The organism is Streptomyces sp. NPDC003023, assembly GCF_042888225.1.
In the GTDB taxonomy this organism is placed as follows: Bacteria; Actinomycetota; Actinomycetes; order Streptomycetales; family Streptomycetaceae; genus Streptomyces.
This window is the reverse complement of the sequence record NZ_JBIAPL010000010.1, coordinates 38,927-63,520: the sequence shown is the minus strand read 5'-3', so window position 1 is coordinate 63,520 and position 24,594 is coordinate 38,927. Positions and strand designations below refer to the sequence as shown.

The window sequence follows — 24,594 nt, the reverse complement described above, 5'->3', positions numbered from 1 at the left end:
CCATGCCCGCACACGCTTCGTACGACGTCGTGATCGTGGGCGGCGGCCACAACGGCCTGGTCGCCGCCGCCTACCTGGCCCGGGCGGGGCGCAGCGTCCTGCTCCTCGAGCGTCGGCCGAACACCGGGGGAGCGGCCGTCTCCACGCGCCCCTTTCCCGGTGTCGACGCCCGGCTGTCCCAGTTCTCGTATCTGGTCTCGCTGCTGCCCGAGAAGATCGTGCGGGACCTCGAGCTCGATTTCGCCGTACGCAAGCGCACCGTCTCCTCGTACACGCCGAGGAACGACGGCGGCCTTCTGGTGGGCGGCGGGCGCACCCGGCAGTCGTTCGCGGAGGTCACCGGCGGCGACCGCGAGTACGCGGCGTGGCAGGAGTTCTACGGGACGACCGGCAGGGTCGCGGAGCGGGTGTTCCCGACGCTGACGGAGCCGCTGCCCACCCGTGACGCGTTGCGGGCAGTGGTCGACGACGAGCAGGCGTGGCGGATGCTCTTCGAGGAGCCGATCGGCGTCGCGATCGAGCAGCGGTTCAACGACGACCTCGTCCGTGGAGTGGTGCTCACCGACGCGCTGATCGGCACCTTCGCGGACGCCCACGATCCTTCGCTGGTCCAGAACCGCTGCTTCCTCTACCACGTCATCGGCGGCGGCACCGGCGACTGGGACGTGCCGGTCGGCGGGATGGGAGCGCTCACCGACGCGCTGGCCGCGGCGGCCGCGAAGGCCGGCGCCGAGATCGTCGTCGAACACGAGGCCACGCGTGTCGCGACCGACGGCGAGCGGGCCGAGGTCGCCTTCCGCACCCGCGACGGCGAGGGTGTCGTGGCCGCCCGCCGGGTCCTCGTGAACGCGTCGCCGCAGGCGCTGGCCGGGCTCCTCGGCGAGGAGCCGCCCGAAGCCGCCGAAGGCGCCCAGCTCAAGGTCAACATGCTGCTGCGCCGGCTGCCCCGGCTCAGGGACCGTTCCGTCGCGCCGAAGGACGCGTTCTCGGGGACGTTCCATGTGTCCGAGGGCTACGAGCAGTTGGCGGTCGCCCACCGGGAGGCCGCGGCGGGCCGGCTGCCGAGCGCGCCGCCGTCCGAGATCTACTGCCACTCGCTGACCGATCCCTCGATCCTGTCGCCGGAGCTGGTGGCACAGGGCGCGCAGACCCTGACGCTCTTCGGACTGCACACCCCGGCCGGACTGTTCGCCGCCGACAACGACCGTGTGCGTGCCGAACTGCTGGCGGCCACGCTCGCGGAACTCGACTCGTACCTGGAGGAGCCCATCGCGGACTGCCTCGCACTCGACGCGAACGGTGACCCCTGCGTCGAGGCGAAGACTCCACTCGACCTGGAGCGGGAACTGCGGCTGCCCGGCGGTCACATCTTCCACCGCGACCTGTCCTGGCCGTATGCCACGGACGCCACGGGACGCTGGGGCGTCGAGACCGGGCACGCCAATGTGCTGCTGTGCGGGGCGGGCGCCGTCAGAGGCGGCGGTGTCAGTGGGGTCCCCGGCCACAACGCCGCGATGGCCGCGCTCGGCAGATGACGCCGGTGCCGGGCGGCGGACGCCCGAGCCGGCTCCCGCGGGTGGGCGGGGAGCCGGCGCAGGCGTACGCGTGTGCGTGTGTGTGCGTGAGCAGTCGTCAGTCCCGCGACGCCGTCCAGCCCTTGGCCTCGATCCGGGCGGCGTCCGCCGGCCGCGTCTCGTCGAAGACCGGGGCGCCGTGACCGTCCTCGACGCGCAGGGCGTCGACGTACGCACCCCGGCCGACGTAGAGCTGGTCGGTCGCGTAACGCCAGCGCAATCGCACGGGCGCGCCACGCCACGCGGCGAGATCCGCCGTGAGCCGGTGCCAGACCCGGCCGGACCACCCGGTGACCGAGCCGGACGGGTGGACCTCCCCGTCGCCGCCCCCGCGTACCGCGGTGAACGGCACCGGCGACCAGGTCGCCCCCTCGTCCTGGGACGCCTCCAGGAACAGGTGGTCGGACCCCGGCTCGGTGTCCCACCACAGTGAGCACCGCAGCAGCGGCAGCTCGTCGGTGAGACGGAGCGCGGGCAGGGTGAGGGTCGCGGCGGTGGAGCCCGCCATGCCGGAGAACCAGGCGGTGCGGCCGTGCTCGGGGCGGACGGCGACCGCCCTGGCCATGTTGTTGGCCGCGGCCACCCTCGGCGCGCTGCCCGACCGCCAGCTGCGCACCGGGTGGACGGAGTTCCCCAGCACGATCAGGAAGGAGTCGGTGGTCGGGTCGAGGACGAGACTGGTGCCGGTGAATCCCGTGTGCCCGGCGGTCGCGGGAGTCGCCATGGCGCCCATGTACCAGTGCTGGTAGAGCTCGAAGCCCAGGCCGTGCTCGTCGCCGGGAAAGTCGGTGTTGAAGTCGGAGAACATCAGCTCGACCGAGGCGTCGCTCAGGATCCGCGAACGGCCGTAGACGCCGCCGTTGAGCAGCGTACGGGCGAGGATCGCGAGATCCCACGCGTTGGAGAACACCCCGGCATGGCCGGCGACCCCGCCGAAGCTGTACGCGTTCTCGTCGTGGACCTCGCCCCACACCATGCCGCGGTCGAGCCCGGACCAGGGCAGTCTCGCGTCCTCCGTGGCCGCGATCTTCGGCTGCCACGAGGCCGGCGGGTTGAACCGTGTGCGGTGCATCCCGAGCGGAGCGGTGATCTCGTCGTAAAGCAGCGCATCCAGCGGGCGTCCGGTGATCTCCTCCAGGACGAGCTGCAAGGAGATCAGGTTCAGGTCCGAGTAGAGATAGTCGGTACCGGGTGTGGTCGCCGGGGTCTCGTTCCACAGCCGCTGCAGCCTCGCCTCCTGGGTCGGTTCCCTGAACAGCGGGATCCAGGCACGGAAGCCGGAGGTGTGCGTGAGCAGCTGACGCACCGTGATGTCCTGCTTCCCGGCCTGTGCGAAACCGGGCAGGTACGAGGCGACAGGTGCCTCCAGTTCCAGGGCGCCGCGCTCGATCTGCTGCACCGCGAGGACGGAGGTGAACAGTTTGGAGACGGACGCCAGGTCGAAGACGGTGTCCTCGGCCATGGCAATCTGTTCCTCCGCCGGTAGTTCGACTGCGGTGTCGGTCTTCTCGTCGTACGACGAGTACCGCAGCGCCTTGCCGATCGCCCGGTGCAGTGCGACGGTGTCGCCCCGCCCGGCGAGCAGCACCGCACCTGCGTACCAGGGGTGCTTGGGGGAGGGGGAGAGGAACTTCTCCGCGTCCGCGACCAGTTGGTCGAGGTGGCGGGGGATCAGGCCCGCCCGCTGCGGAGTGCCGCGCCGCAGCGTCGGCCGGCGGTTGCCGGTGGGGCCGCTCGCACCGCCACCGGTGCCGCCGGTTTCCGGGCCCGCCCCCGGTCCGCCGGGGCCACCTGCCGCCGCCGCGAACGGCACCGGGGCCAGCGCGAGCGCACCGCCCAGCGCCAGCATCCCGCCGCCCAACCTCCGTCTGCTGATCCCTCTGCCCGCCGGGTCGTCGGTCATTCGGACACCCTCTCTGCACGTCTTTGAAAGTATCTTTCGGAACTTCCGAGACACGCGAAACTTTCTTGCGGCCGGTGCGCCCTGTCAACCACCCGAGTCGATCTGACACTCCATCAGAAAGAGCCTTCCTCTCTTCGGCGCCCTGCGGCATCCTGCCGTCCATGGAGACGGAGCTGAGCAGACAACTGGGCATCGAGCACGCCATCTTCGGCTTCACGCCGTTCCCGGCCGTCGCTGCCGCCATCAGCCGCGCAGGCGGTTTCGGCGTACTCGGCGCAGTCCGCTACACCGCGCCCGACGACCTCAAGCGCGACCTGGACTGGATGCAGGACCACACCGACGGCATGCCCTACGGACTCGACGTCGTCATGCCTGCCAAGAAGGTCGAAGGAGTGACGGAGGCCGACGTCGAGGCCATGATTCCGGACACGCACCGCGGATTCGTCGCCGACACCCTCGCCCGCCACGGCGTACCCGAACTCGCCGAAGGAGAGACGTCCGGCTGGCGCATCACCGGCTGGATGGAAGCCGTCGCCCGCGACCAGCTCGACGTCGCCTTCGACTATCCCGTCAAGCTCCTCGCCAACGCCCTCGGCCCGCCCCCCGCCGATGTCGTCGCCCGCGCCCACGACCACGGCGTCCTCGTCGCCGCCCTCGCCGGCAGCGCCCGGCACGCCCGCCGCCACGCCGAGGCCGGTATCGACGTCGTCGTCGCCCAGGGGTACGAGGCCGGCGGCCACACCGGCGAGATCGCCTCCATGGTGCTCACGCCCGAAGCCGTCGAAGCGGTCGCTCCGCTGCCCGTCCTCGCGGCAGGAGGCATAGGCAGCGGGGAGCAGATCGCGGCCGGCCTCGCACTCGGCGCCCAGGGCGTCTGGCTCGGCTCGCTGTGGCTCACCACCACCGAAGCGTCCCTCGGCTCCCGCGCCCTCACCGCCAAACTGCTCGCCGCGGGCTCCGGCGACACCGTCCGCTCCCGCGCCCTCACCGGCAAACCCGCCCGCCAGTTGCGCACCGCGTGGACGGACGCCTGGGACGACCCGGCCGGGCCGGGCGCGCTGCCGATGCCGCTGCAGGGGCTCCTCGTCGCGGAGGCCGTCTCCCGCATCCAGCGCTACGAGGTGGAGCCCCTGCTCGGCACGCCGGTGGGACAGATCGTCGGCCGGATGAACTCCGAACGCAGCGTGCGGGAGGTCTTCGACGACCTGACCCGCGGTTTCGAACGGGCCGTGGACCGCGTCAACCGCATAGCGGGAAGGAGTGGGTCATGACCGGCGCACCGGCACCCCCGAACGGATTCTGGACCCAGGCCGCCGCCGAACCCGACCGCGTGGTCCTCACCGACCCGGCGGGCGTGCGCTGGACGGCCGGCCGGCTGCACGCCGCGGCCAACCGGCTCGTCCACGGGCTCCGGGCCGCCGGCCTGCACACCGGTGACGCCTTCGCCGTCGTCCTGCCCAACTGCGCGGAGCTGGTCACGGCCTACCTGGCCGCCGCCCAGGCCGGCTTCTACCTCGTTCCGGTCAACCACCACCTCGTCGGTACCGAGATCGGCTGGATCGTCGCGGACTCCGGCGCCAAGGTGCTGATCGCGCACGAACGATTCGCCGCCGCCGCGACGGACGCCGCCGACGAGGCGGGCCTGCCGCCCGGCCACCGGTACGCGGTCGGCGGCGCGGCGGGATTCCGTCCGTACGGAGACCTCCTCGACGGGCAGGCCGGCACACCGCCGGAAGGGCGCACGCTCGGCTGGGTCATGAACTACACCTCCGGCACGACCGGCCGCCCGCGCGGCATCCGCCGTCCCCTGCCGGGCAGGCCGCCGGAGGAGACCCACCTCGGCGGCTTCCTCGGCATCTTCGGCATCCGGCCCCACGACGGCAACGTCCACCTCGTCTGCTCGCCGCTCTACCACACGGCCGTGCTCCAGTTCGCGGCCGCCTCCCTGCACATCGGCCATCCGCTCGTACTGATGGACAAGTGGACACCCGAGGAGATGCTCCGCCTCGTCGACACCCACCAGTGCACGCACACCCACATGGTGCCCACCCAGTTCCACCGTCTCCTCGCCCTTCCCGACGAGGTGAGGAAGCGCTACGACGTCAGCTCGATGCGGCACGCCGTCCACGGCGCCGCCCCGTGCCCCGACCACGTCAAGCGAGCCATGATCGACTGGTGGGGCGGCTGTGTGGAGGAGTACTACGCGGCGAGCGAGGGCGGCGGCGCCTTCGCGACCGCCGGGGAGTGGCTGGAGAAACCCGGCACGGTCGGCAGGGCGTGGCCCATCAGCGAGCTCGCCATTTTCGACGACGACGGAAACCGACTCCCGGCGGGGGAGCTCGGCACCGTCTACATGAAGATGAGGACCGGCGGCTTCAGCTACCACGGCGACGAGACCAAGACGAGGAACAACCGCATCGGCGACTACTTCACCGTCGGCGACCTCGGCCATCTCGACGAGGACGGCTACCTCTTCCTCCGCGACCGGAAGATCGACATGATCATTTCGGGCGGGGTCAACGTCTACCCCGCGGAGATCGAGGCCGCGCTGCTCGCCCACCCGGCCGTCGCCGACGCCGCCGCCTTCGGCATCCCGCACAGCGAGTGGGGCGAGGAGGTCAAGGCCGTGGTGGAACCGGCGGCGGACCATCCGGCCGACGAAGACCTCGCCGCCGCGATCCTCGCCCACTGCGAGCGCCGCCTGGCGCGCTACAAGTGCCCGAAGTCCATCGACTTCGTCACCTCGATGCCGCGCGACCCCAACGGCAAGCTGTACAAGCGACGGCTGCGGGCGCCGTACTGGGAGGGCCACGACAGGGCAGTGTGACGGCGCCGGCGCCACAGGGGCCGGACGGCGCGGCCGCTCGCCGATGTGGCACCCGCCGCGGTGCGGCGCCTTCTCGTCGTCGCGCTGCCTCGAGTCCCGGTGCCGGTGGCTCGGGCGCCTCGCGTGGCTCGCGTGGCTCGCGTGACTCACGGGGCTCGCGTGGCTCACGGGGCTCAGGGGGCTCGGGTGGCTCGTCGCGCGGCAGCCGTCCGGCGCTGGCAGCCTGGCCCGTATGAGCGCGGTGAACATCACGTCCGTCCTGAGCCGGTGGACCGTCTGGGTGCCGCTGGTCGCCGTGGTCGCCCTGGTACTCAGCTGGGGCCGCGACCTGCCGCCCCTCGCGGTGCTGGTCGTCGCCATCTGCCTGGCCGGCGCCGTGCTCGCCGCGGTCCACCACGCCGAGGTGGTCGCACACCGGGTGGGGGAGCCGTTCGGATCCCTGGTGCTCGCCGTCGCCGTGACGGTCATCGAGGTGGCGCTCATCGTCACCCTGATGGTCGACGGAGGCCCCAAGTCCGCCTCCCTCGCCAGGGACACCGTCTTCGCCGCGGTGATGATCACCTGCAACGGCATCGTCGGCGTGTCCCTGCTGGTGGCCGCGCTGCGTAACCGTGTCGCCGTCTTCAACGCGGAGGGCTCGGGCGCCGCCCTCGCCACCGTCGCGACGCTCGCCACGCTCAGCCTGGTGCTGCCGACCTTCACCACCAGCAAACCCGGTCCCGAGTTCTCCGCCGCTCAGCTCACCTTCGCCGCCGTCGCCTCGCTCGGCCTCTACGGGCTGTTCGTCGCCATGCAGACGGTGCGGCACCGCGAGTACTTCGTGTCCGTCACCCGCGAGGGCGACATCAGGGACGAGGTCGACGAGGCCGGTGAGGTCGGTGAGGCCGACGAGAAACACGCGCAGGTCCCTGGCCGCCCGGCGGCCGTCCTCAGCCTCGTCCTTCTCCTCGTGGCGCTGGTGGCCGTGGTGGGCGACGCCAAGGCGGTGTCACCCACCATCGAGTCGGGTGTGGAGTCGGCGGGCCTGCCGCACGCCGTCGTCGGCGTCGTCATCGCCCTGCTCGTCCTGCTGCCCGAGACGCTGGCCGCCGTACGCGCGGCACGCCGCGACCGGGTGCAGACGAGCCTGAACCTGGCGCTCGGCTCGGCGATGGCCAGCATCGGGCTGACGATCCCGGTGATCGCCCTGGCCACCATCTGGCTGGAGGGACCGCTGCTGCTGGGCCTCGGCGCCACCCACATGGTGCTGCTCGTCCTCACCGTCGTCGTCGGCGCCCTGACCGTCGTGCCGGGCCGGGCCACGCTGCTCCAGGGCGGCGTGCACCTGGCGATCTTCGCGGCGTACATCTTCCTCGCCGTCAGCCCGTAGTCCGCAGCCCGTGCCCGAGGGATTCCGTGCGGACGCGGCACGGGCGGTGACGGGGGCTTGACCCCAGGGCCGCCTCCCCACAGGATCACGCCATGACAGGCGCACACAGCAGCACGGTCGACTCCCTCGTACGCCGCAGTGCCCGGCGCAGTCCCGACCGCACCGCCGTCCGGTACGCCGACCGGTCCTGGACCTACGCCGAACTCGACGCCGCGGTCACCACCGCGGCCGCCGCCCTGGCCGGTAAGGGGCTGCGGCAGGGCGACCGGGTCGCCGCCTACGGCCACAACTCCGACGCCTACCTCATCGCCTTCCTCGCCTGCGCACGCGCCGGGCTGGTCCACGTCCCGGTCAACCAGAACCTGACCGGCGACGACCTCGCCTACATCCTCGACCAGTCGGGCAGCTCCCTGGTCCTCACCGACCCCGCCCTGGCGCCGCGCCTGCCCGCCGGCCGGCAGGCGCTGGCCCTGCGCGACACGGACGACTCCCTGCTGGCAGAGCTGGCCCGGCCGCGGCCGTTCACCCCCGAACGCGAGCCGCAGGCCGAGGACCTGGTCCAGCTTCTCTACACCTCGGGGACCACCGCCCTGCCCAAAGGCGCGATGATGACCCACCGCGCACTCGTGCACGAGTACGTCAGCGCCATCACCGCACTCGACCTCGCGGCCGGCGACCGGCCCCTCCACTCGCTGCCGCTCTACCACTCGGCCCAGATGCACGTCTTCCTGCTGCCCTACCTCGCGGTCGGCGCCGAGAACACGATCCTGGACGCGCCGGACGCGGACCGGATCTTCGATCTCGTCGAAGCGGGCCGCGCCGACAGCCTCTTCGCGCCCCCCACCGTCTGGATCGGCCTCTCCAACCACCCGGACTTCGCCACCCGGGACCTGGGCGCACTGCGCAAGGCGTACTACGGGGCTTCGATCATGCCCGTGCCCGTGCTGGAACGCCTGCGGGAGCGGCTGCCCGGCCTCGGCTTCTACAACTGCTTCGGACAGTCGGAGATCGGCCCGCTGGCCACCGTTCTCGGACCCGAGGAACACGACGGACGGATGGAATCCTGCGGCCGTCCCGTACTGTTCGTGGAGGCCAAGGTGGTGGACGAGGACGGCAAGGAGGTCCCGGACGGCACCGTCGGTGAGGTCGTCTACCGGTCGCCGCAGCTGTGCGAGGGCTACTGGGACAAGCCGGAGGAGACCCAGGAGGCGTTCCGTGACGGCTGGTTCCACTCCGGCGATCTCGCGGTACGCGACGAGGAGGGCTGCTTCACGGTCGTCGACCGGGTGAAGGACGTCATCAACTCCGGCGGCGTACTGGTCGCTTCGCGCCAGGTCGAGGACGCCCTCTACACCCACCCGTCCGTCGCAGAGACCGCCGTGATCGGCCTGCCCGACGACCGCTGGATCGAGGCCGTCACCGCGGTGGTCGTGGCCCGGCAGGATGTGACGGAGAGCGAACTGATCGCCCACGCACGGGAGAAGCTCGCCCACTTCAAGGCACCCAAGCGGGTCCTCTTCGTGGACGGGCTCCCGCGCAACGCCAGCGGCAAGATCCTCAAGCGCGAACTCCGCGACCGCTTCGGCGACGCGGCCGGAGCCGCTACGTCCTGAGGTCCACGATCCGCTTGATCTTGCCCACCGATCGCTCCAGCGTCTCCGGATCCACCACCTGAACGGCGACCGACACCCCGACGCCGTCCTTCACCGCCGCCGCGATGGCCCGCTCCGCGGCGGCCCGCTGCTCGCCGGTCGCCTCCGGGCGGGCCTCCGCGCGGACCGTCAGCGCGTCGAGGCGGCCCTCGCGGGTCAGCCTGAGCTGGAAGTGCGGGGCGACGTGCTCCGTGCGCAGCACGATCTCCTCGATCTGGGTGGGGAAGAGATTCACCCCGCGCAGGATCACCATGTCGTCGCTGCGGCCGGTCACCTTCTCCATCCGCCGGAAGACCCGCGCCGTGCCGGGCAGCAGCCGAGTCAAATCCCGTGTGCGGTAGCGGATCACGGGCATCGCTTCCTTGGTGAGCGAGGTGAACACCAGCTCGCCCTCCTCGCCGTCCGGCAGCACCTCGCCCGTGAACGGGTCGACGATCTCCGGATAGAAGTGGTCCTCCCAGATGTGGAGCCCGTCCTTGGTCTCCACGCACTCCTGCGCGACACCCGGGCCCATCACCTCGGAGAGCCCGTATATGTCCACGGCGTCGATCGCGAACCGCTCCTCGATCTCGCGGCGCATCTCCTCGGTCCACGGCTCCGCGCCGAAGACGCCGACCTCGAGCGAGGTCGTGCGCGGATCGATGCCCTGGCGCTCGAACTCGTCGAGCAGGGTGAGCATGTAGGAGGGCGTGACCATGATGATCTCGGGCCGGAAGTCGTTGATCAGCTGCACCTGCCGGGCCGTCATGCCGCCCGAAGCCGGAATGACCGTGCAGCCGAGCCGCTCCGCCCCGTAGTGCGCGCCGAGACCGCCGGTGAACAGGCCGTAGCCGTAGGCCACATGGACCTTGTGCCCCGGCCGGGCGCCGGCGGCGCGCAGGGAGCGTGCCACCACGTCGGCCCAGGTGTCGAGGTCCCGCTCGGTGTAGCCGACGACGGTGGGCCGGCCCGTCGTACCGCTCGAGGCGTGGATACGGCGCACCTGCGACTGCTCGACCGCGAACATCCCGAACGGATAGTTGTCCCGCAGGTCGGTCTTGACGGTGAACGGGAAGCGGGCGAGGTCGGCGAGGGTCCGGCAGTCCTCGGGACGCAGGCCGGCCTTGTCGAAGGACTCGCGATAGAAGGCGACGTTCTCGTACGCGTGGCGCAGGGTCGCCCGCAGCCGCTCCAGCTGGAGGGCCTCGAGTTCCTCGCGGCCGAGCCGCTCCGCGGTGTCCAGCAGTTCCGTCATCCGCATGCTCCCGTCCCGAACCGGACGACCGATCATTCGGTCGTCTGCTCGGGATCAGTTATTCAGTCCGGTCCGGTGCCCGTCAAGGCATGGTCGAGAGCTCGCGTCATTGCCTGCCGTCGTGCCACCGCCGAAGATCACCGTATGGGGACCTTCAGGACGTACGACGGCACCGAACTCGACTACCGGACAGAGGGGAGCGGCCGGCCGCTGATCTGCCTGTCGGGCGGACCCAGGTCGGGGGCCGCCTCCCTCGGTGACCTGGGAGGCCTTTCCAGGCACAGGCAGCTGGTTCTGCCGGATCTCCGCGGAACCGGAGGCTCCGCGGACCCGGCCGTCGCGGACGGACACCGCTGTGACCGGCAGGCGCACGACGTCGAGGCGTTGCGCGAGCATCTGGGTCTCGACCGTATCGATCTCCTCGGCCACGCCGCGTCGGGCGCCCCAGCCGTCCGGTACGCCGTCGGGTACCCGCACCGGCTCCGCTCGCTCACACTGATCGCCCCCGACCTCCGCGTCACGAGCAAGGACGCACGGGCCGGGATCACGGCGCCCGTGCTGGTGCTCGCCGGTGAGCTCGGCGACGGTCCCCGCCCGATCAGCGACGCGGTGCTCGCCGCCGTGTTCCCCGAGGCGCAGACCGTGGTCCAGCGCGGTGCGGGTCACCGTCCCTGGCTGGACGACGCGGGCGCCTTCACACGTACGGTCGCCGCGTTCCTCGACCCGGACGTGCGCACGGTGCGCGCCGGCGACGTCAGGCTCGCCTACCGGGTCTGGGGTGACGAGCACGCCCCTCCGGTGGTCCTGGCCCATGGCCGCGGCGGCCACGGCGGCCAGTGGACCCGCGTTGCCGAGCAACTCGCTGTGACCCGGCGGGTGTACTCCCCCGACTTCCGCGGCCACGGTCTGAGCGAATGGCCGGGCATTTACGGCTTCGAGGCCTTCCGTGACGACCTGAGCGCCTTCGTCGGGGCTTTGGATCTCGGCCGCGTCGATGTCGTCGGGCACTCCATGGGAGGTGCGGCCGCCCTGCTCCTCGCCGAGCAGCACCCCCGCCTGGTGCGGCGGCTCGTGGTCGAGGAAGCGCCGCCGCTGCTGCCTCTCGACCCGCCGCGGCCGGAGGCCGAGCCGCCTGCCGGACCTCTCGACTTCGACTGGCCGGTCGTTCCCGACACCGACGCCGAGCTCAACGAGCCTGATCCGGCGTGGTGGGAACGACTGACCGCGATCGAGGCGCCGACGCTGGTGATCGCCGGGGGCCCGACGAGCCATGTCCCGCAGGACCGGCTCGGCATGCTGGCGGCCCGCGTTCCGGACGGCAGCCTGGTCACGATCGAAGCGGGTCACCTGGTTCACGAGAACAGGCCGGAGGAGTTCGTCGCGGCTCTGAAGTCCTTCGGACTGTGAGGCCGTTGGCATCCGCTCCACAGGCACGTGACGGCCCCCGGCGGGCGGACCACGATCCCCTCGTCCTGGTCTCCACGCTGCTGTCCGCCCCCTGACGAGCGGCGGCCGTCACACCGCGCCGCCTGTCGTACCACGACGGCCTCACCGTCACGTCCGATGCATGAACTCGGGAATGACTCTCTTCGGAGAAGCGTGGGGTGGGGTGCCTGACGACTCGCGATCGCCCCGACCTGTGACGGTCACTGAGCCGGAGAACAACACGCATGCTGTTCGGTGCTGTTCTCTGATCAGGTCGAGTGGTTCGGGACGGGGGCCGGGGAGGTGGTGGCCGGGTGCCAGGTGAGAATCCAGCCGGCGGTGAGCACCGCCGCGCCGCCTGCCAGGGCGATTGCGCCGCCTGTTCCGACGCCGGCGGCCACCGAGCCGAAGCAAACCGGCCCGACGCCCTGCAGCGTCATGTTGCCGGAGCCGAGCAAGCCGAAGGCCTGGCCTTGGCCATCCCGCGGCAGGGCGTTCAGGAACCGCCGTTGCAGGCCGAGACCGTAGGCGAATCCGAAGCCGCAGAGCAGCAGCAGAAGGGACGAGACGCCCACTCCGGGCCCGGCGGCGAAGCCGATCAGCGGCAGCCCCGCCAGCGCAACCAACGGGACGACCAGTCGCTCCCGGGTGGGTGGCCGTAGCAGTCGGCCCACCAGCAGGTCGCCGACCAGCATGCCGACGGGCAGACAGCCCATCAGCACCGCGTACTGGCCGGGCGCGAAGTCGCGTTCTCCCGCGTAGGCGACGATGAGGCCTTCCGCGCCCGCCACGAACGCGGGCGGTAGCCACTGGGCCAGCAACAGTCGTCGCACCGCGCGGCCGCGCAGCAGAAGGCCTGCACCACGCAGGCTTGCACGGACGGCCCCGCTGTCGCCCCCGGCGCTGCTGGGAGAGCTGACGAACTTTTCCGGTTGCAGCCGGGGTAGCCGGAGACGGACGGCTAGCGCGCAGCCGAGGTAAAGGACGGCGCTGAGCGCGAGCGCCCGGCGTGGGCCGAGTGCCGCGACGACCGCACCTCCCAGCGCCAGACCGAACAACTGCGCGCCGGCGCCGGCGATATTGTTCAGTGACCGGCCCAGTACATAGGCGTCGCCCTCCAACGACTGTGTGACCAGCTGGCTCGACGCGCCGTGAAACACCGGTGTGGCGAGGGAGACCAGCGCCACGACACCAAGGCTTGCCGTGACCGGCATCCGTACCAGGGCGAGCAGCAGGGCGGCGGCGCACGTCAAGGCGTAGCCGCCGGAAATGAGAGCACGGGGCGGCAGCCGGTCGGCCAGTGAGCCCAGCAGCAGCGAACCGATCAGTTGCGGGATGAAGCCGATGCCGAAGGCCACCGCGCTCAACAGCGCGGAGCCGGTGGCCGAGAAGACCAGAACCGAGAACGTAGTGATCCGCACCGCGTCCGCAGCGATCGCGACGGCGCGGGTCGAGAAGAGTAGCCGGAATCGCGGCTCGGCCAGCACCTCTCGGTAGGTGGCACGGTGGTAGCCCTGCGTGGGCTCGGCGGTTGGGGTCATGCCGTGCAGCCTCGCCGGGTGTTCACGCCACTCACCAATGATTCGTCGCAGGACGAATCGGATCAGGCGTCCGGCGGTAGCATCCCAAGGTGCTCCGCTTCGAAGTATCCGTCGATGACCTGCTGCGCAGCCGCTTCGCGCTGTCGCCCGCGATGGACCTCTGCTTCCTGCTGCGCTCACTCGCCGGCCAGGACCGGTCGCTGCCCCGGGCCTGGGCCGCTCGGCTCATGCCGGCCTTTGAACGACTTCGCCGCGAGAGCGAGCTGGACGCCGTCCTCGCGCTGCACATCCCGCAATCCGGCCCGGACTTCGTCGCGCCGCCCCCGCGCGGCCTCAGCCAGACCTGGGCGGACGACCTTGCCGTGATCCGGGCAACGCCGCTGGAAGCGGCCCGTCACGAAATCGCCACCAACGCGACCGGCCCGTCCGCGCGCGATCCACGCGTGCGCGCTGTGCTGGACTCGACGGACGCCGTCTCGAGGATCGCAGAGGCGATGGACCAGGCATGGCACGAGCTGCTCGCCACGGACTGGCCGCAACTGCGAGCGATCTGTGAGCGCGATGTCGTTTACCGGGTGGGTGTGATCGGCGAACACGGATGGGTCAGGACCATCGAGAGCCTGCACCAGAGCATCGCCTGGCAAGCCGGAGGCATCGAGATCGGCCACTTCCCTCAAGTCGGAACAGTCCCCCTCGCCGGCGACGGTCTCCTGCTGATCCCTTCGGTCTTCGTCGCGAATATCGCCGCCCATCTGGACGACCCCTGGCCCAGAACCTTGATCTATCGTGCCCGCGGCACCGCCGCCCTGTGGGGCGAACAGGAGAGCGTTCCCCGACCGGACGACCTGACCGCTCTGGTCGGACGGTCCCGAGCCCGGCTGCTGTTGGCGCTGGAAGCCCCGGCCAGTACCAGCCACCTCGCCCGAAGCCTCGCCATGGCACCCGGCGCGGTTGGAGACCACCTCGCCATCCTGCGAGGCGCGGGGCTGCTGGTCCGCGCCCGGTCCGGACGGTCGGTGCTCTACCGGCGCACCCCGCTCGGTGAGGCGCTGGTCGCCGGTTCGGGCTGAGGGACCCGATCAGCACGACTGGTTGAGGCGCCGTCAGCAATTGACCGCGCGGCCGAGGGCCAGTAGGCCTGAGGGAGTCGGCACGGATGTCCCAGCGGAAACGCGCGCCTCGGTCGCCTACCCTGCCGCCTCCGCTTCCGCTGCCGCTTCCGCGGCGACCGCGCGTGCCCAGCGGTAGTCCGCCTTGCCGCTCGGCGAGCGCCGGATCTCCTCCGCTATCACCAGCTGCCGGGGGATCTTGTAGCCCGCCAGCCGGCTGCGGCAGTGTGAGCGGATGACGTCCAGGCTCGGCGTGATCGCCCCGTCGCGCGGCTGTACGACGGCTGCCACCTGGTTGCCCCAGGTGGGGTCCGGTACACCGGCGACGAGTGCGTCGTACACGTCGGGATGGGCCTTGAGAGCCTGCTCGACCTCCTCCGGATAGACCTTCTCGCCGCCCGTGTTGATGCACTGCGAGCCGCGGCCGAGGACGGTGACGACGCCCTCGTCGTCCACGGTCGCCATGTCACCCAGCAGCACCCACCGCTCGCCGTCGCGTTCGAAGAACGTCTCCGCCGTCTTGACCGGATCCCTATAGTAGCCGAGCGGTACGTGCCCGCGCTGTGCGACACGGCCGGTGCCACCCGGTTTCACCGGCTCGAACGTCGTCGGATCGACCACGGTGGTACGGGAGTTGACTCGTAGCCTGAAGCCGTTCACGGGCCCGGAGTCGTCGGTCGCGGTGCCGTTGAAGCCTGACTCGGAGGAACCGAAGTTGTTCAGGAGCTGCACGTTCGGCGCCAGCCTGCTGAACTCCTCACGCACGGAGTCCGACATGATCGCTCCGGAGCTGGAGACGCTGAACAGGCTCGACAGGTCGCATTCCCGCAGCGGCCCGTTCAACGCGTCGATCAGTGGCCTCAGCATCGCGTCGCCGACCAGCGACACGCTGGTGACCTTCTCGCTCTCGATGGTGCGCAGCACCTCGTGCGGCACGAACTTGCGGTGGACGACGACCCGCTGGCCGAAGTTGAAGCCGATGAACGCGGTGAGCGTCGAGGTCCCGTGCATCAGCGGGGGAGTGGGGAAGAAGGTGATCCCGTCGCCTCCCGCCGCCACCCGCTCGGCCAGTTCCTCCGGCCGGGAGACCGGCTCGCCCGTGGGCGCCCCGCCGCCCAGCCCGGCGAAGAACAGATCCTCCTGACGCCACATCACCCCTTTGGGCAGTCCGGTCGTCCCTCCGGTGTAGATGATGAACAGGTCGCCGGCCGAACGCGCCGCGAAGCCCCGCGTGGGCCGACCGGCCGCCTCGGCATCGGTGAAGGCCACCACGCCGGCGACCGAAGCGCCCACGGCCGCCGCGCCGGTGGCCGGCGTCCCGACGCCCGGTGCTCCGACGCCCGGTGCCCCGTCGGCCGGCGTCCCGACGCCCGGTGCCCCGACGTCCGGTGCGCCGTCGGCCGGCGTCCCGACGCCCGGTGTCCCGTCGGGCGGGGTGCCGACCCGCACCAGATGCCGCAGCTTCTCGGTGCGTGGCAGCACCGCCGCGACCCGCTCGGTGAACTCGGCGTCGAAGACGAGCGCCGCGAGGTCGGCGTCCCGGTACAGGTAGGCCAGCTCGTCCTCCACGTACCGGTAGTTGACGTTCACCGGCACGATGCGGGCCTTGAGGCAGGCCAGCACGGTCTGGACGTACTCGATCCCGTTGTAGAGATGGAGCCCCAGGTGCTCACCGGGTCCGATGCCCGCGTCGAGCAGATGATGAGCGATGCGGTTGGCCGCCGCGTCGAGTTCCGCGTAGCTGAGCCGGCGCTCCTCACCCGTGCCGGGGTGGTCGATGTACACGAGCGCCTCGCGGTCGGGCACGGCGTCGACCACCGATTCGAACAGGTCGGCAAGGTTGTACTCCACCGCTCCTCCTGACCCCGGCGAACCTGGCCCGCCATTAGAGCGCCGGTCGGCACAACTGGGAAGGGCCCACGGCAAGGAAATCTGACTGACAGTCAGAAAACTATTGAACTGGCCGCCCCGCTGCTGCAACCTGTTCCAGGTCCGGGACGGGAGGTTCCCCATGGAACATCGCAGCGACCACCACACAGGCACCGAACACCTCGGCGTGACACGCGAGGGCGCCACCCTGATCCTCACGCTGAACAGGCCGGAGGCGAAGAACGCCCTCTCGATCCCGATGCTCGTCGGTCTGTACGACGCATGGCTCCAGGCGGACGCGGACGACACGGTCCGGTCCGTCGTCCTCACCGGAGCGGGCGGCTCCTTCTGCGCCGGCATGGACCTCAAGGCGCTCGCGGGCGCCGGCATGGCGGGCGAGCGCTACCGCGACCGTATGAAGGCCGACCCCGACCTGCACTGGAAGGCGATGCTGCGCCACCACCGGCCCCGCAAACCCGTCGTCGCGGCCGTCGAGGGCCACTGCGTGGCCGGCGGTACCGAGATCCTGCAGGGCACCGACATCAGGGTCGCCGGCGCGGGCGCGACGTTCGGCCTCTTCGAGGTCCGCCGCGGACTGTTCCCGATCGGCGGCTCGACCGTACGCCTGCCTCGTCAGATCCCGCGCACCCATGCTCTGGAGATGCTGCTCACCGGCCGCCCCTACACCGCGGCGGAAGCCGAACGCGTCGGTCTCATCGGCCGCGTCGTCCCGGACGGCACCGCCCTCGACGCCGCACTCGGCATCGCGGAGCAGATCAACGCCTGCGGTCCGCTGGCCGTCGAGGCCGTCAAGGCGTCCGTGTACGAGACAGCCGGGATGACCGAGGCCGAAGGGCTCGCCGCGGAACTGAAACGAGGCCGGCCCGTCTTCGACACCGCGGATGCCAAGGAGGGCGTCCGCGCCTTCGCCGAGAAGCGCGCCCCGGTCTACCGGCGCGCCTGAGAGGAGGAGCCCCATGCCGGAAGTCCTGAGTGCGCCGCTCGTCGTCGAGTTTCCCTTCACCCGCTCCCTCGGCCCCGTGCAGAGCGCCTTCCTGACCGGCCTGCGCGAGCAGACCCTGCTCGGCGTGCGCACCGGCGACGGCAAGGTCCTCGTACCGCCCGTCGAGTACGACCCCGTCACCGCGGAGGAGATCGGCGACCTCGTCGAGGTCGCGGCCACCGGCACCGTCACCACCTGGGCCTGGAACCCGCACCCGCGCCCCCGGCAGCCCCTCGCCGGCCCGTTCGCCTGGGTGCTGGTACGGCTCGACGGCGCGGACAGTTCCCTCCTCCACGTCCTCGATGCCCCCGGCCCCGACTCGGTGCGGACCGGGATGCGGGTACGTGTCCGCTGGGCCGCCCGGCGCACCGGGGCGATCACCGACATCGCCTGCTTCGAGCCGTACGAGGGCGAGCCCGCCGGCCCACCGCGCGCCCACAGCGGCGACTTCCCGCAGGCCACGGCCGAACCGGTGACAGGCATCGTCGCCCCCGCGCGGCTCGACTACACCTGCTCGCCCGGCCGCGCCCAGAGCGACCACCTGGTCGCCCTCGCCGAGCACCGGACCGTCGGCGAACGCTGCCCGTCCTGCCACAAGGTCTACGTCCCGCCCCGAGGCGCCTGCCCCACCTGCGGGGTCGCCACCCGCGAACAGGTGGAGGTCGGCCCCCGCGGCACGGTCACCACCTTCTGCATCGTGAACATCAAGGCCAAGAACGCCATGAACGACGCCGTCGAAGTGCCCTACGTCTACGCGCACATCGCCCTCGACGGCGCCGCGCTCGCGCTCCACGGCCGGATCGGCGGCATCCCGTACGACCAGGTGCGCATGGGCCTGCGCGTCGAACCCGTGTGGAAGGAAGGGGCTCGTCACCCCGACCACTACCGGCCCACCGGCGAACCCGACGCCGACTACGACACCTACAAGGAGCTGCTGTGACGCGGCACGCCAGGGACGTCGCCATCGTCGCCTTCGCCCAGACCGCCCACCGGCGCCGCACGGACGAACTGTCCGAGGTCGAGATGCTGATGCCGGTGCTTCACCGAGTCCTCGCGGACACCGGCCTGAAGACGGGCGACATCGGCTTCACCTGCTCCGGGTCCAGTGACTATCTGGCCGGCCGGGCCTTCTCGTTCACGATGGCACTCGACGGTGTCGGCGCCTGGCCCCCGATCAGCGAGTCCCACGTCGAGATGGACGGCGCCTGGGCGCTGTACGAGGCGTGGGTGAAGCTGCTGACCGGCGAGGCGGACACCGCGCTGGTCTACGCGTACGGCAAGTCGTCGCCGGGCGACGTGCGCGACGTGCTCACCCGCCAGCTCGACCCCTACTACGCGGCCCCGCTGTGGCCCGACTCCGTCGCCCTCGCCGCGCTCCAGGCACAGGCCGTGATCGACGCGGGTGAGGCCGGTGAGGAGGAGCTCGCCGCCGTCGCGGTCCGCAGCCGCCGTGACGCCGTGGCCAACCCCCACGCTCAGCTGCAGGGAGAGGTGCCACGCGGTCCGTACCTCGTCCGGCCGTTGAGGGTCTTCGACTGCCCGCCCGTCGGCGACGGCGCGGCGGCGGTGGTTCTCGCCGCCGGCGACCGGGCCCGTGAGCTGTGCCGACGCCCCGCCTGGATCCGGGGCATGGACCACCGCATCGAGCCGCACAGTCTCGGCGTGCGGGACCTCACCCGCTCGCCCTCGACCAGACTGGCCGCCGAACGCGCCGGAGCCTTCGAACGGCCCGTCGACACGGCGGAACTGCACGCCCCGTTCACCTCCCAGGAGCTCGTCCTGCGCCGAAGCCTCGAGCTCGACCACAGGGTGAGGGTCAACCCGTCCGGCGGAGCGCTCGCCGCCAACCCGGTGATGGCCGCGGGCCTGATCAGGCTCGGAGAGGCCGCCGCCCGCGTCCACCGGGGCGAGTCCGACCGTGCCCTCGCCCACGCCACCTCCGGCCCCTGCCTCCAGCAGAACCTGGTCGCCGTCATCGAAGGAGAGACCCATGCCGGCTGAGCCCGTGGCAGTCGTCGGCATCGGCCAGACCCGGCACGTCGCGGCCCGCCGGGACGTCTCCATCGCCGGACTGGTCCGCGAAGCCGCCCGGCGGGCGCTCGACGACGCCGGGCTCACCTGGGCCGACATCGACGCCGTGGTCATCGGCAAGGCCCCCGACTTCTTCGAGGGCGTGATGATGCCGGAGCTGTACCTCGCCGACGCCCTCGGCGCGGTCGGCAAGCCCATGCTCCGCGTCCACACCGCCGGGTCGGTCGGCGGCTCCACCGCGCTCGTCGCCGCCAACCTGGTGGCCGCCCGCGTCCACCCGACCGTCCTCACCGTGGCCTTCGAGAAACAGTCCGAGTCCAACGCCATGTGGGGCCTGTCCCTGCCTGTCCCCTTCCAGCAGCCACTGCTCGCCGGAGCGGGCGGCTTCTTCGCGCCGCACGTACGCGCCTACATGCGCCGTACCGGCGCGCCCGACACGGTCGGTTCCCTCGTCGCGTACAAGGACCGCCGCAACGCGCTGAAGAACCCGTACGCCCACCTCCACGAACACGACATCACCCTTGAGAAGGTCCGGGCCTCGCCGATGCTCTGGGACCCCATCCGCTACTCGGAGACCTGCCCCTCCTCCGACGGCGCGTGCGCGATGGTCCTGACCGGCCGGGCGGGCGCCGCCCGTGCACCGCACCCGCCGGCCTGGGTGCACGGAGGGGCGATGCGCAGCGAGCCCACCCTGTTCGCCGGCAAGGACTTCGTGTCGCCGCAGGCCGGCAAGGACTGCGCGGCCGACGTCTACCGGCAGGCGGGCATCACCGATCCGCGCCGCGAGATCGACGCGGTGGAGATGTACGTGCCGTTCTCCTGGTACGAGCCGATGTGGCTGGAGAACCTGGGCTTCGCCGCCGAGGGCGAAGGCTGGAAGCTGACCGAGTCCGGTGCCACGGAACTGCGCGGCGACCTGCCCGTCAATCCCTCCGGCGGAGTGCTGTCGACCAACCCGATCGGGGCCTCCGGCATGATCCGCTTCGCGGAGGCCGCACTCCAGGTACGCGGCCAGGCGGGCGCGCACCAGGTCGACGGAGCACGCAGGGCGCTCGGTCACGCCTACGGAGGCGGAGCCCAGTTCTTCGCCATGTGGCTCGTCGGCAACGAGCCGCCGGTCACCTGACGCTCGCCGCACCGTCACATGCGGCACCCTGTCCGTGACCGGGTGTCGTCGCTAGGCTGACCCCGGAAACGACGCGGGAGGAGCACGGACGTGGCCGAGAGCACCACCACCACTACGGCGCAGATGTTTTCGGGGTGGGAGAAGCCGGACCTGGACCTGAGCAACGCGGACTGGCGGCCGGGCACGCAAGGGGCGGGAGACGTGCAGATCGCGTTCGTCGAAGGGTTCATCGCGATGCGCAACGGGGGCCGTCCGGAGAACCCGTCGCTGATCTTCACACCGGCGGAATGGCGCGCTTTCGTGGTGAACGCCCGGGAGGGCGAGTTCGACCTCACCTGACGCGGAGCCCTCCCCTCCCCGGCGCGGGGAGGGGCGAGCGGCGGCCAGCCTAGGCGGACGTCTGGGACACGTCACGGCCGTGCGCCGACGTGCTGTTGATCTTCTCGATGGCCTGCCGGGCGTGCTCACCGGGCGTGCGGGCGGGGAGTGAGGAGACGGGCGACGCCGACGGCAGCTGCTGACCCGCGGAGGGCGAGGACGTGGACGCCGATGTCGTCGTCGGCTTGGCGCGGACGGCGGAGCGACTGCGCAGCCGGTGGCCGGCGGCCTCGTCGAGGCTCACGGGCCGCTGCATCTGGGCGGCGAGCCGGCCCGCCTCCTGCCCGAGCGCTGCGACGTCCTCCCAGTGGAGACGGACCACCAGGCGGAGCTCCGCCTCCCCGTCGGGGAGAGCTTGCAGGGGCGGAGTGGTGCGGTCGTTCATGGGCTGGTCCTCACGTCGGTACGGATTCTCGGGGGAACGCTGCTCCTGACGGGCGTCGGTGTTCACAAGGCACAGGTGCTCCCGGGCTTCGGTGCTCACAGGGATACGGGGAGCGCGGACGATGCGTTCAACCGGGCCCCGCCCCTGCTCTGCCGAGTCCGCCGGTACCCGTACCATTGCGGTTATGTCCTTCCTCCGCCGCCGCAGCGCCGCCACACCAGCGGGCCCGGACTTCGATGTCCTGGCCATGGACCCGGGCGACTGGCCCGGAAATCTCGGCGCCGGTCTGCTGCCCGCCCCGGACGGCAGCTGCCAGGGAGTCTTCCTGCGCTACGACCTGTTCGGCGGCCGCGGCCCCGCGATGATCATCGGCAACCTTCCCGAGGGTTCGCCGGCGCGCGAGGTGGAGGACGGGGAGATCCCCTTCGAGGTCGGCCAGCTGCTCGTCGCGCTGGAGAACGAGGAGTCGGTGCACGTCACCGGCGTCGAGGACACTCCGGTCATGCAGGGGGACAACCTGCTGATCGTGCGCAGGGTGAAGCTGTCGGAAAGCCGTATCTCCTGCGTCCAGTTCGACCGCAGCGACAACGTGCTCGTCACGATCGCCAGCTGGGACCGGCCGATCACCGACGACCTCTACGCACTGCTCAAGCCGCTGCCCGCGGAACTGTTCCAGCAGGGCTGACGGCGCCGTCCGAGCACCGCCCGCCCCCTCCGACCGGCCCCACTGCCCGATCCGTTGCCCAGGCCACGGACCGGGCAGTTCTGCTGTACACCTGCGCCGCCCGGCCCGGCCCCGTGCCGGACACAGTCCGCCCGGAGTTCGGACAGGACAACACGGAGCGGGACATCACGGGACATCACCGGGCAGGGCAGAGCCGGCAGGGCTACACCCTGACCGCCGTACGCTGGGCCGGCAGCGACAGCCGGGCCGCCGAGGTGCCGAGCCCCGTGGGCGCCCCCAGTCGCCACGGGGCCGCACCACCCCGCAGATCCTCCTCCTTGTAACGCCGCACCTTCCGATGCCAGTTGAGGATGCCCGCGAGCCAGTCCTCGAGCTCCTTCACATAGGCGTCGAGTGCCGCCCTGCCCTGCCGGTCGAGACCGAACTCCTCGCACACCAGCGGCAGTTCACGCTCCTTGACGTGGAGGAACTGATCCAGCCTGGACCGCATCAGAGCGTCGGTCATCGCCGCCGCGGTCGGATAGTCGCAGTCGAAGAACGTCTGCACCACCAGAACCGCGTTGTGGACCTCGCCCTCGTACTCGATCTCCTTCTGGTACGAGAAGAGATCGTTGAGCAGACAGGCGTAGTCCATGGCAGCGTTCTCCATGCCCCGCACCGGACCGCTCGCATACAGCTCCGGCGGCAGTTCGCCCGCGTGCCGCAGCCTGCACAGGCTCATCGTCAGGTCGGAGCCGAACGTGAGGCGCCGCATCTCGATGTAGTCGACCGGATCAGGGACCCGGTGCTGCGCCTGGTTGTGCAGCTCCCACAACCAGCTGTCCAGCATGACGTCGACCGCACACCGCAGCGACTGCCTGGCCCCCGGCGCCATCGGCCCCGCCGTGCGCGCCCACAGATCCGCCAGGCTGCGCTCCATCGGCGTGACCGCGACGGCGGCACCGGCCTCCGGCTCGTCGACCGGCATACAGGTCTTCAACCGTTCGTTGGACAGACGGGCCCCCTCGAGGTCGCGGGGCCGCCCGAAGACCACCGGGTAGTAGTCGTCGCCGTACGTCCCCCAGGTCAGCCACTCGGCACTGAGCTCCAGCTCATCCGCGGTGGCGTCCGGGTCCAGCCCTGCCGAGCACAGCGCGAAGTCGAACCCCGCCAGCTTCGCCTCGTCCCAGATGTCCCCGAGCAGCCCCATCCGGCCGGCCCAGGCGATGGACCTGCCGCGGGCATGCTCGAGATGAGGGCTGAGCGACAGGGCGAACGGCAGATCGAAGTCGGGCAGCCGGGAAGGACCCACCGGCCGCGGCCGATGGGTCAGCGTCCGCAGCCGAGCCGCCGCGGGCCGCCCGAACAGTGTGCGGATGTCCAGCGCCGACGTGCCGAGCACCCCGTCGAACGGTGAACGCCGCGCCGTCGCGCCCTCGTTCATGTAGCGGCTGGAGCGCATGTGCCACTCGTGGCCGCCGGACTGCCAGTCCTGGAGCCCCTTGGCGTAACCGGCGATCGCCGCGCACTCCGCGGGAGTCAGGCCGTTCTGGCCGCACAGCGCGGGCACCTCGGTGAGTGCCGTGTTCTCGAACTGCTGTACCCGGGAGGTCAGCAGATCGTTGACCGCCTCCGCGGCCTCCTGCGTCGAACACCCCAGGAACCGCTCCAGAACCAGCACCCCGTTGCTGTTCTCCCCCTCCTCCTCCACCTCGCGCTGGTACGAGAACAGGTCGTTGCGCAGGTGCACGGCATCGGAGAACGAGTCGCGCAGCACCCGCAGCGGCCGGGACTCCGCGACCGACTGCGGCACCTCCGCCCGGGCCGCGAACTCCACCAGACCGGCCGACCAGGGGGCGCCGCCGACCTTCCGGCGCATCTCGATGTACTCGACCGGATTGGCGACCCGGCCGGCGTCGATGTTGGCGAGCTCCCACATCGACTCGTTGAGCAGGTTCTCGGTGGCCTCCGCGAACCGGGCTCGCCAGGCGGCGGACATGCTCGGCACCGTCCGCCTCCACAGGTCCGCGAGACCCGCCTCGACCGGGTTCTCCGGTTCCGGGGTCCCACGGGACAGGTCCATCGGCATGAAGGCCGGCAGCCGGTCCAGGTACGCCTTGCCGCCCGCCAGGTCCTGGCTGCGCTTGAAGACCTCCAGGAAGTGGTCGTCGAAGAAGAAGACCCACACGTACCAGTCGGTGACGAGACCGAGGACCTCCGAGTCGCAGTCCGGGTGGGTGTACGCGCACAGCAGGGCGTAGTCATGCGCCTCGAGGTCGCTCTCCTCCCAGATGCCGGACCCCTCCAGCATCCCCATCCGGCGGGCCCACTTCCTGGTGTGCTGACGCGCGTCCTCGACATGCGGATTGAGGCGGGCCGGATACGGGACGTAGAAATCCGGCAGTACGAAGGGCTGTGCCATGTGCGCCAGGGCCTTTCGGGAGCAGCCGCGCACGGAGCGCGGACCGGTCGTGACGGCCCAGCCCTACCCTTCGCCCGTACGG

The 24,594-nt window shown here is 71.2% G+C and carries 19 protein-coding genes; 13 read left to right on the top strand and 6 right to left on the bottom strand.

Features of this window, described 5'->3' with window-relative positions; all coding sequences use genetic code 11:
- Positions 1-2 precede the first annotated feature (2 nt).
- Complete coding sequence (locus tag ACFYV1_RS27600) at positions 3-1,535, top strand: phytoene desaturase family protein (RefSeq protein WP_389398299.1); 1,533 nt, start codon at positions 3-5, stop codon at positions 1,533-1,535.
- A gap of 97 nt (positions 1,536-1,632) precedes the next feature.
- On the opposite strand, the gene ACFYV1_RS27595 is transcribed toward ACFYV1_RS27600, so the two are convergent.
- A complete protein-coding gene (locus ACFYV1_RS27595; protein ID WP_389398298.1) occupies positions 1,633-3,477 on the bottom strand; it encodes a serine hydrolase in 1,845 nt (614 codons plus the stop codon).
- A gap of 161 nt (positions 3,478-3,638) precedes the next feature.
- Between ACFYV1_RS27595 and ACFYV1_RS27590 the strand changes: the two genes are divergently transcribed.
- The 4 genes from ACFYV1_RS27590 to ACFYV1_RS27575 all read left to right on the top strand — a co-directional run bounded on the left by ACFYV1_RS27590 (position 3,639) and on the right by ACFYV1_RS27575 (position 9,286).
- Positions 3,639-4,748 carry an NAD(P)H-dependent flavin oxidoreductase gene (locus ACFYV1_RS27590; RefSeq protein WP_389398297.1) on the top strand — a complete coding sequence of 370 codons (1,110 nt, stop codon included), beginning with the start codon at positions 3,639-3,641 and terminating at the stop codon, positions 4,746-4,748.
- Positions 4,745-6,304 (top strand): acyl-CoA synthetase, encoded by a 1,560-nt coding sequence (locus ACFYV1_RS27585; RefSeq protein WP_389398296.1) that lies wholly within the window; start codon positions 4,745-4,747, stop codon positions 6,302-6,304. Before ACFYV1_RS27590 ends, ACFYV1_RS27585 begins: the two co-directional genes overlap by 4 nt.
- A 232-nt stretch (positions 6,305-6,536) precedes the next feature.
- Positions 6,537-7,673, top strand: a complete 1,137-nt coding sequence (locus ACFYV1_RS27580) for a calcium:proton antiporter (RefSeq protein ID WP_389398295.1) — start codon at positions 6,537-6,539, stop codon at positions 7,671-7,673.
- Positions 7,674-7,765: 92 nt separating this feature from the next.
- The gene (locus ACFYV1_RS27575) at positions 7,766-9,286 is read left to right on the top strand and encodes an acyl-CoA synthetase (RefSeq protein ID WP_389398294.1); all 1,521 of its coding nucleotides are present in this window, start codon (positions 7,766-7,768) and stop codon (positions 9,284-9,286) included.
- On the opposite strand, the gene paaK is transcribed toward ACFYV1_RS27575, so the two are convergent.
- Positions 9,276-10,559 carry a phenylacetate--CoA ligase PaaK gene (paaK, locus tag ACFYV1_RS27570; RefSeq protein ID WP_389398293.1) on the bottom strand — a complete coding sequence of 428 codons (1,284 nt, stop codon included), beginning with the start codon at positions 10,557-10,559 and terminating at the stop codon, positions 9,276-9,278. The genes ACFYV1_RS27575 and paaK overlap by 11 nt on opposite strands.
- 144 nt (positions 10,560-10,703) lie before the next feature.
- Between paaK and ACFYV1_RS27565 the strand changes: the two genes are divergently transcribed.
- Positions 10,704-11,966, top strand: a complete 1,263-nt coding sequence (locus tag ACFYV1_RS27565) for an alpha/beta fold hydrolase (RefSeq protein ID WP_389398292.1) — start codon at positions 10,704-10,706, stop codon at positions 11,964-11,966.
- 287 nt (positions 11,967-12,253) lie between these two features.
- Here ACFYV1_RS27565 and ACFYV1_RS27560 read toward each other — a convergent pair whose 3' ends face one another.
- Positions 12,254-13,525 carry an MFS transporter gene (locus tag ACFYV1_RS27560; RefSeq protein ID WP_389398291.1) on the bottom strand — a complete coding sequence of 424 codons (1,272 nt, stop codon included), beginning with the start codon at positions 13,523-13,525 and terminating at the stop codon, positions 12,254-12,256.
- An 89-nt stretch (positions 13,526-13,614) separates the two neighbouring features.
- Between ACFYV1_RS27560 and ACFYV1_RS27555 the strand changes: the two genes are divergently transcribed.
- Entirely contained in the window at positions 13,615-14,595 is a 981-nt protein-coding gene (locus ACFYV1_RS27555; RefSeq protein ID WP_389398290.1) for an ArsR/SmtB family transcription factor, read from the top strand.
- Positions 14,596-14,712: 117 nt separating this feature from the next.
- Here the strand turns inward: ACFYV1_RS27555 and ACFYV1_RS27550 are convergent, their stop codons facing one another.
- Complete coding sequence (locus tag ACFYV1_RS27550; protein WP_389398289.1) at positions 14,713-16,485, bottom strand: acyl-CoA synthetase; 1,773 nt, start codon at positions 16,483-16,485, stop codon at positions 14,713-14,715.
- 160 nt (positions 16,486-16,645) lie between these two features.
- Between ACFYV1_RS27550 and ACFYV1_RS27545 the strand changes: the two genes are divergently transcribed.
- The 5 genes from ACFYV1_RS27545 to ACFYV1_RS27525 all read left to right on the top strand — a co-directional run bounded on the left by ACFYV1_RS27545 (position 16,646) and on the right by ACFYV1_RS27525 (position 21,002).
- The gene (locus ACFYV1_RS27545; RefSeq protein WP_389398288.1) at positions 16,646-17,467 is read left to right on the top strand and encodes a crotonase/enoyl-CoA hydratase family protein; all 822 of its coding nucleotides are present in this window, start codon (positions 16,646-16,648) and stop codon (positions 17,465-17,467) included.
- Positions 17,468-17,480: 13 nt separating this feature from the next.
- Positions 17,481-18,446, top strand: a complete 966-nt coding sequence (locus ACFYV1_RS27540) for a Zn-ribbon domain-containing OB-fold protein (RefSeq protein ID WP_389398287.1) — start codon at positions 17,481-17,483, stop codon at positions 18,444-18,446.
- A complete protein-coding gene (locus ACFYV1_RS27535) occupies positions 18,443-19,507 on the top strand; it encodes a thiolase domain-containing protein (protein WP_389398286.1) in 1,065 nt (354 codons plus the stop codon). The genes ACFYV1_RS27540 and ACFYV1_RS27535 overlap by 4 nt, the downstream gene beginning before the upstream one ends.
- A complete protein-coding gene (locus ACFYV1_RS27530) occupies positions 19,497-20,663 on the top strand; it encodes a thiolase domain-containing protein (RefSeq protein ID WP_389398285.1) in 1,167 nt (388 codons plus the stop codon). The genes ACFYV1_RS27535 and ACFYV1_RS27530 overlap by 11 nt, the downstream gene beginning before the upstream one ends.
- Before the next feature lie 123 nt (positions 20,664-20,786).
- The gene (locus ACFYV1_RS27525; protein WP_389398479.1) at positions 20,787-21,002 is read left to right on the top strand and encodes a DUF397 domain-containing protein; all 216 of its coding nucleotides are present in this window, start codon (positions 20,787-20,789) and stop codon (positions 21,000-21,002) included.
- Between the two features lie 49 nt (positions 21,003-21,051).
- Here ACFYV1_RS27525 and ACFYV1_RS27520 read toward each other — a convergent pair whose 3' ends face one another.
- Entirely contained in the window at positions 21,052-21,426 is a 375-nt protein-coding gene (locus tag ACFYV1_RS27520; RefSeq protein WP_389398478.1) for a hypothetical protein, read from the bottom strand.
- 184 nt (positions 21,427-21,610) lie between these two features.
- On the opposite strand from ACFYV1_RS27520, the gene ACFYV1_RS27515 reads away from it, so the two are divergent.
- Entirely contained in the window at positions 21,611-22,111 is a 501-nt protein-coding gene (locus tag ACFYV1_RS27515; protein ID WP_389398284.1) for a hypothetical protein, read from the top strand.
- 202 nt (positions 22,112-22,313) lie between these two features.
- On the opposite strand, the gene ACFYV1_RS27510 is transcribed toward ACFYV1_RS27515, so the two are convergent.
- Complete coding sequence (locus ACFYV1_RS27510; protein WP_389398283.1) at positions 22,314-24,512, bottom strand: germacradienol/geosmin synthase; 2,199 nt, start codon at positions 24,510-24,512, stop codon at positions 22,314-22,316.
- Between the last annotated feature and the right edge of the window lie 82 nt (positions 24,513-24,594).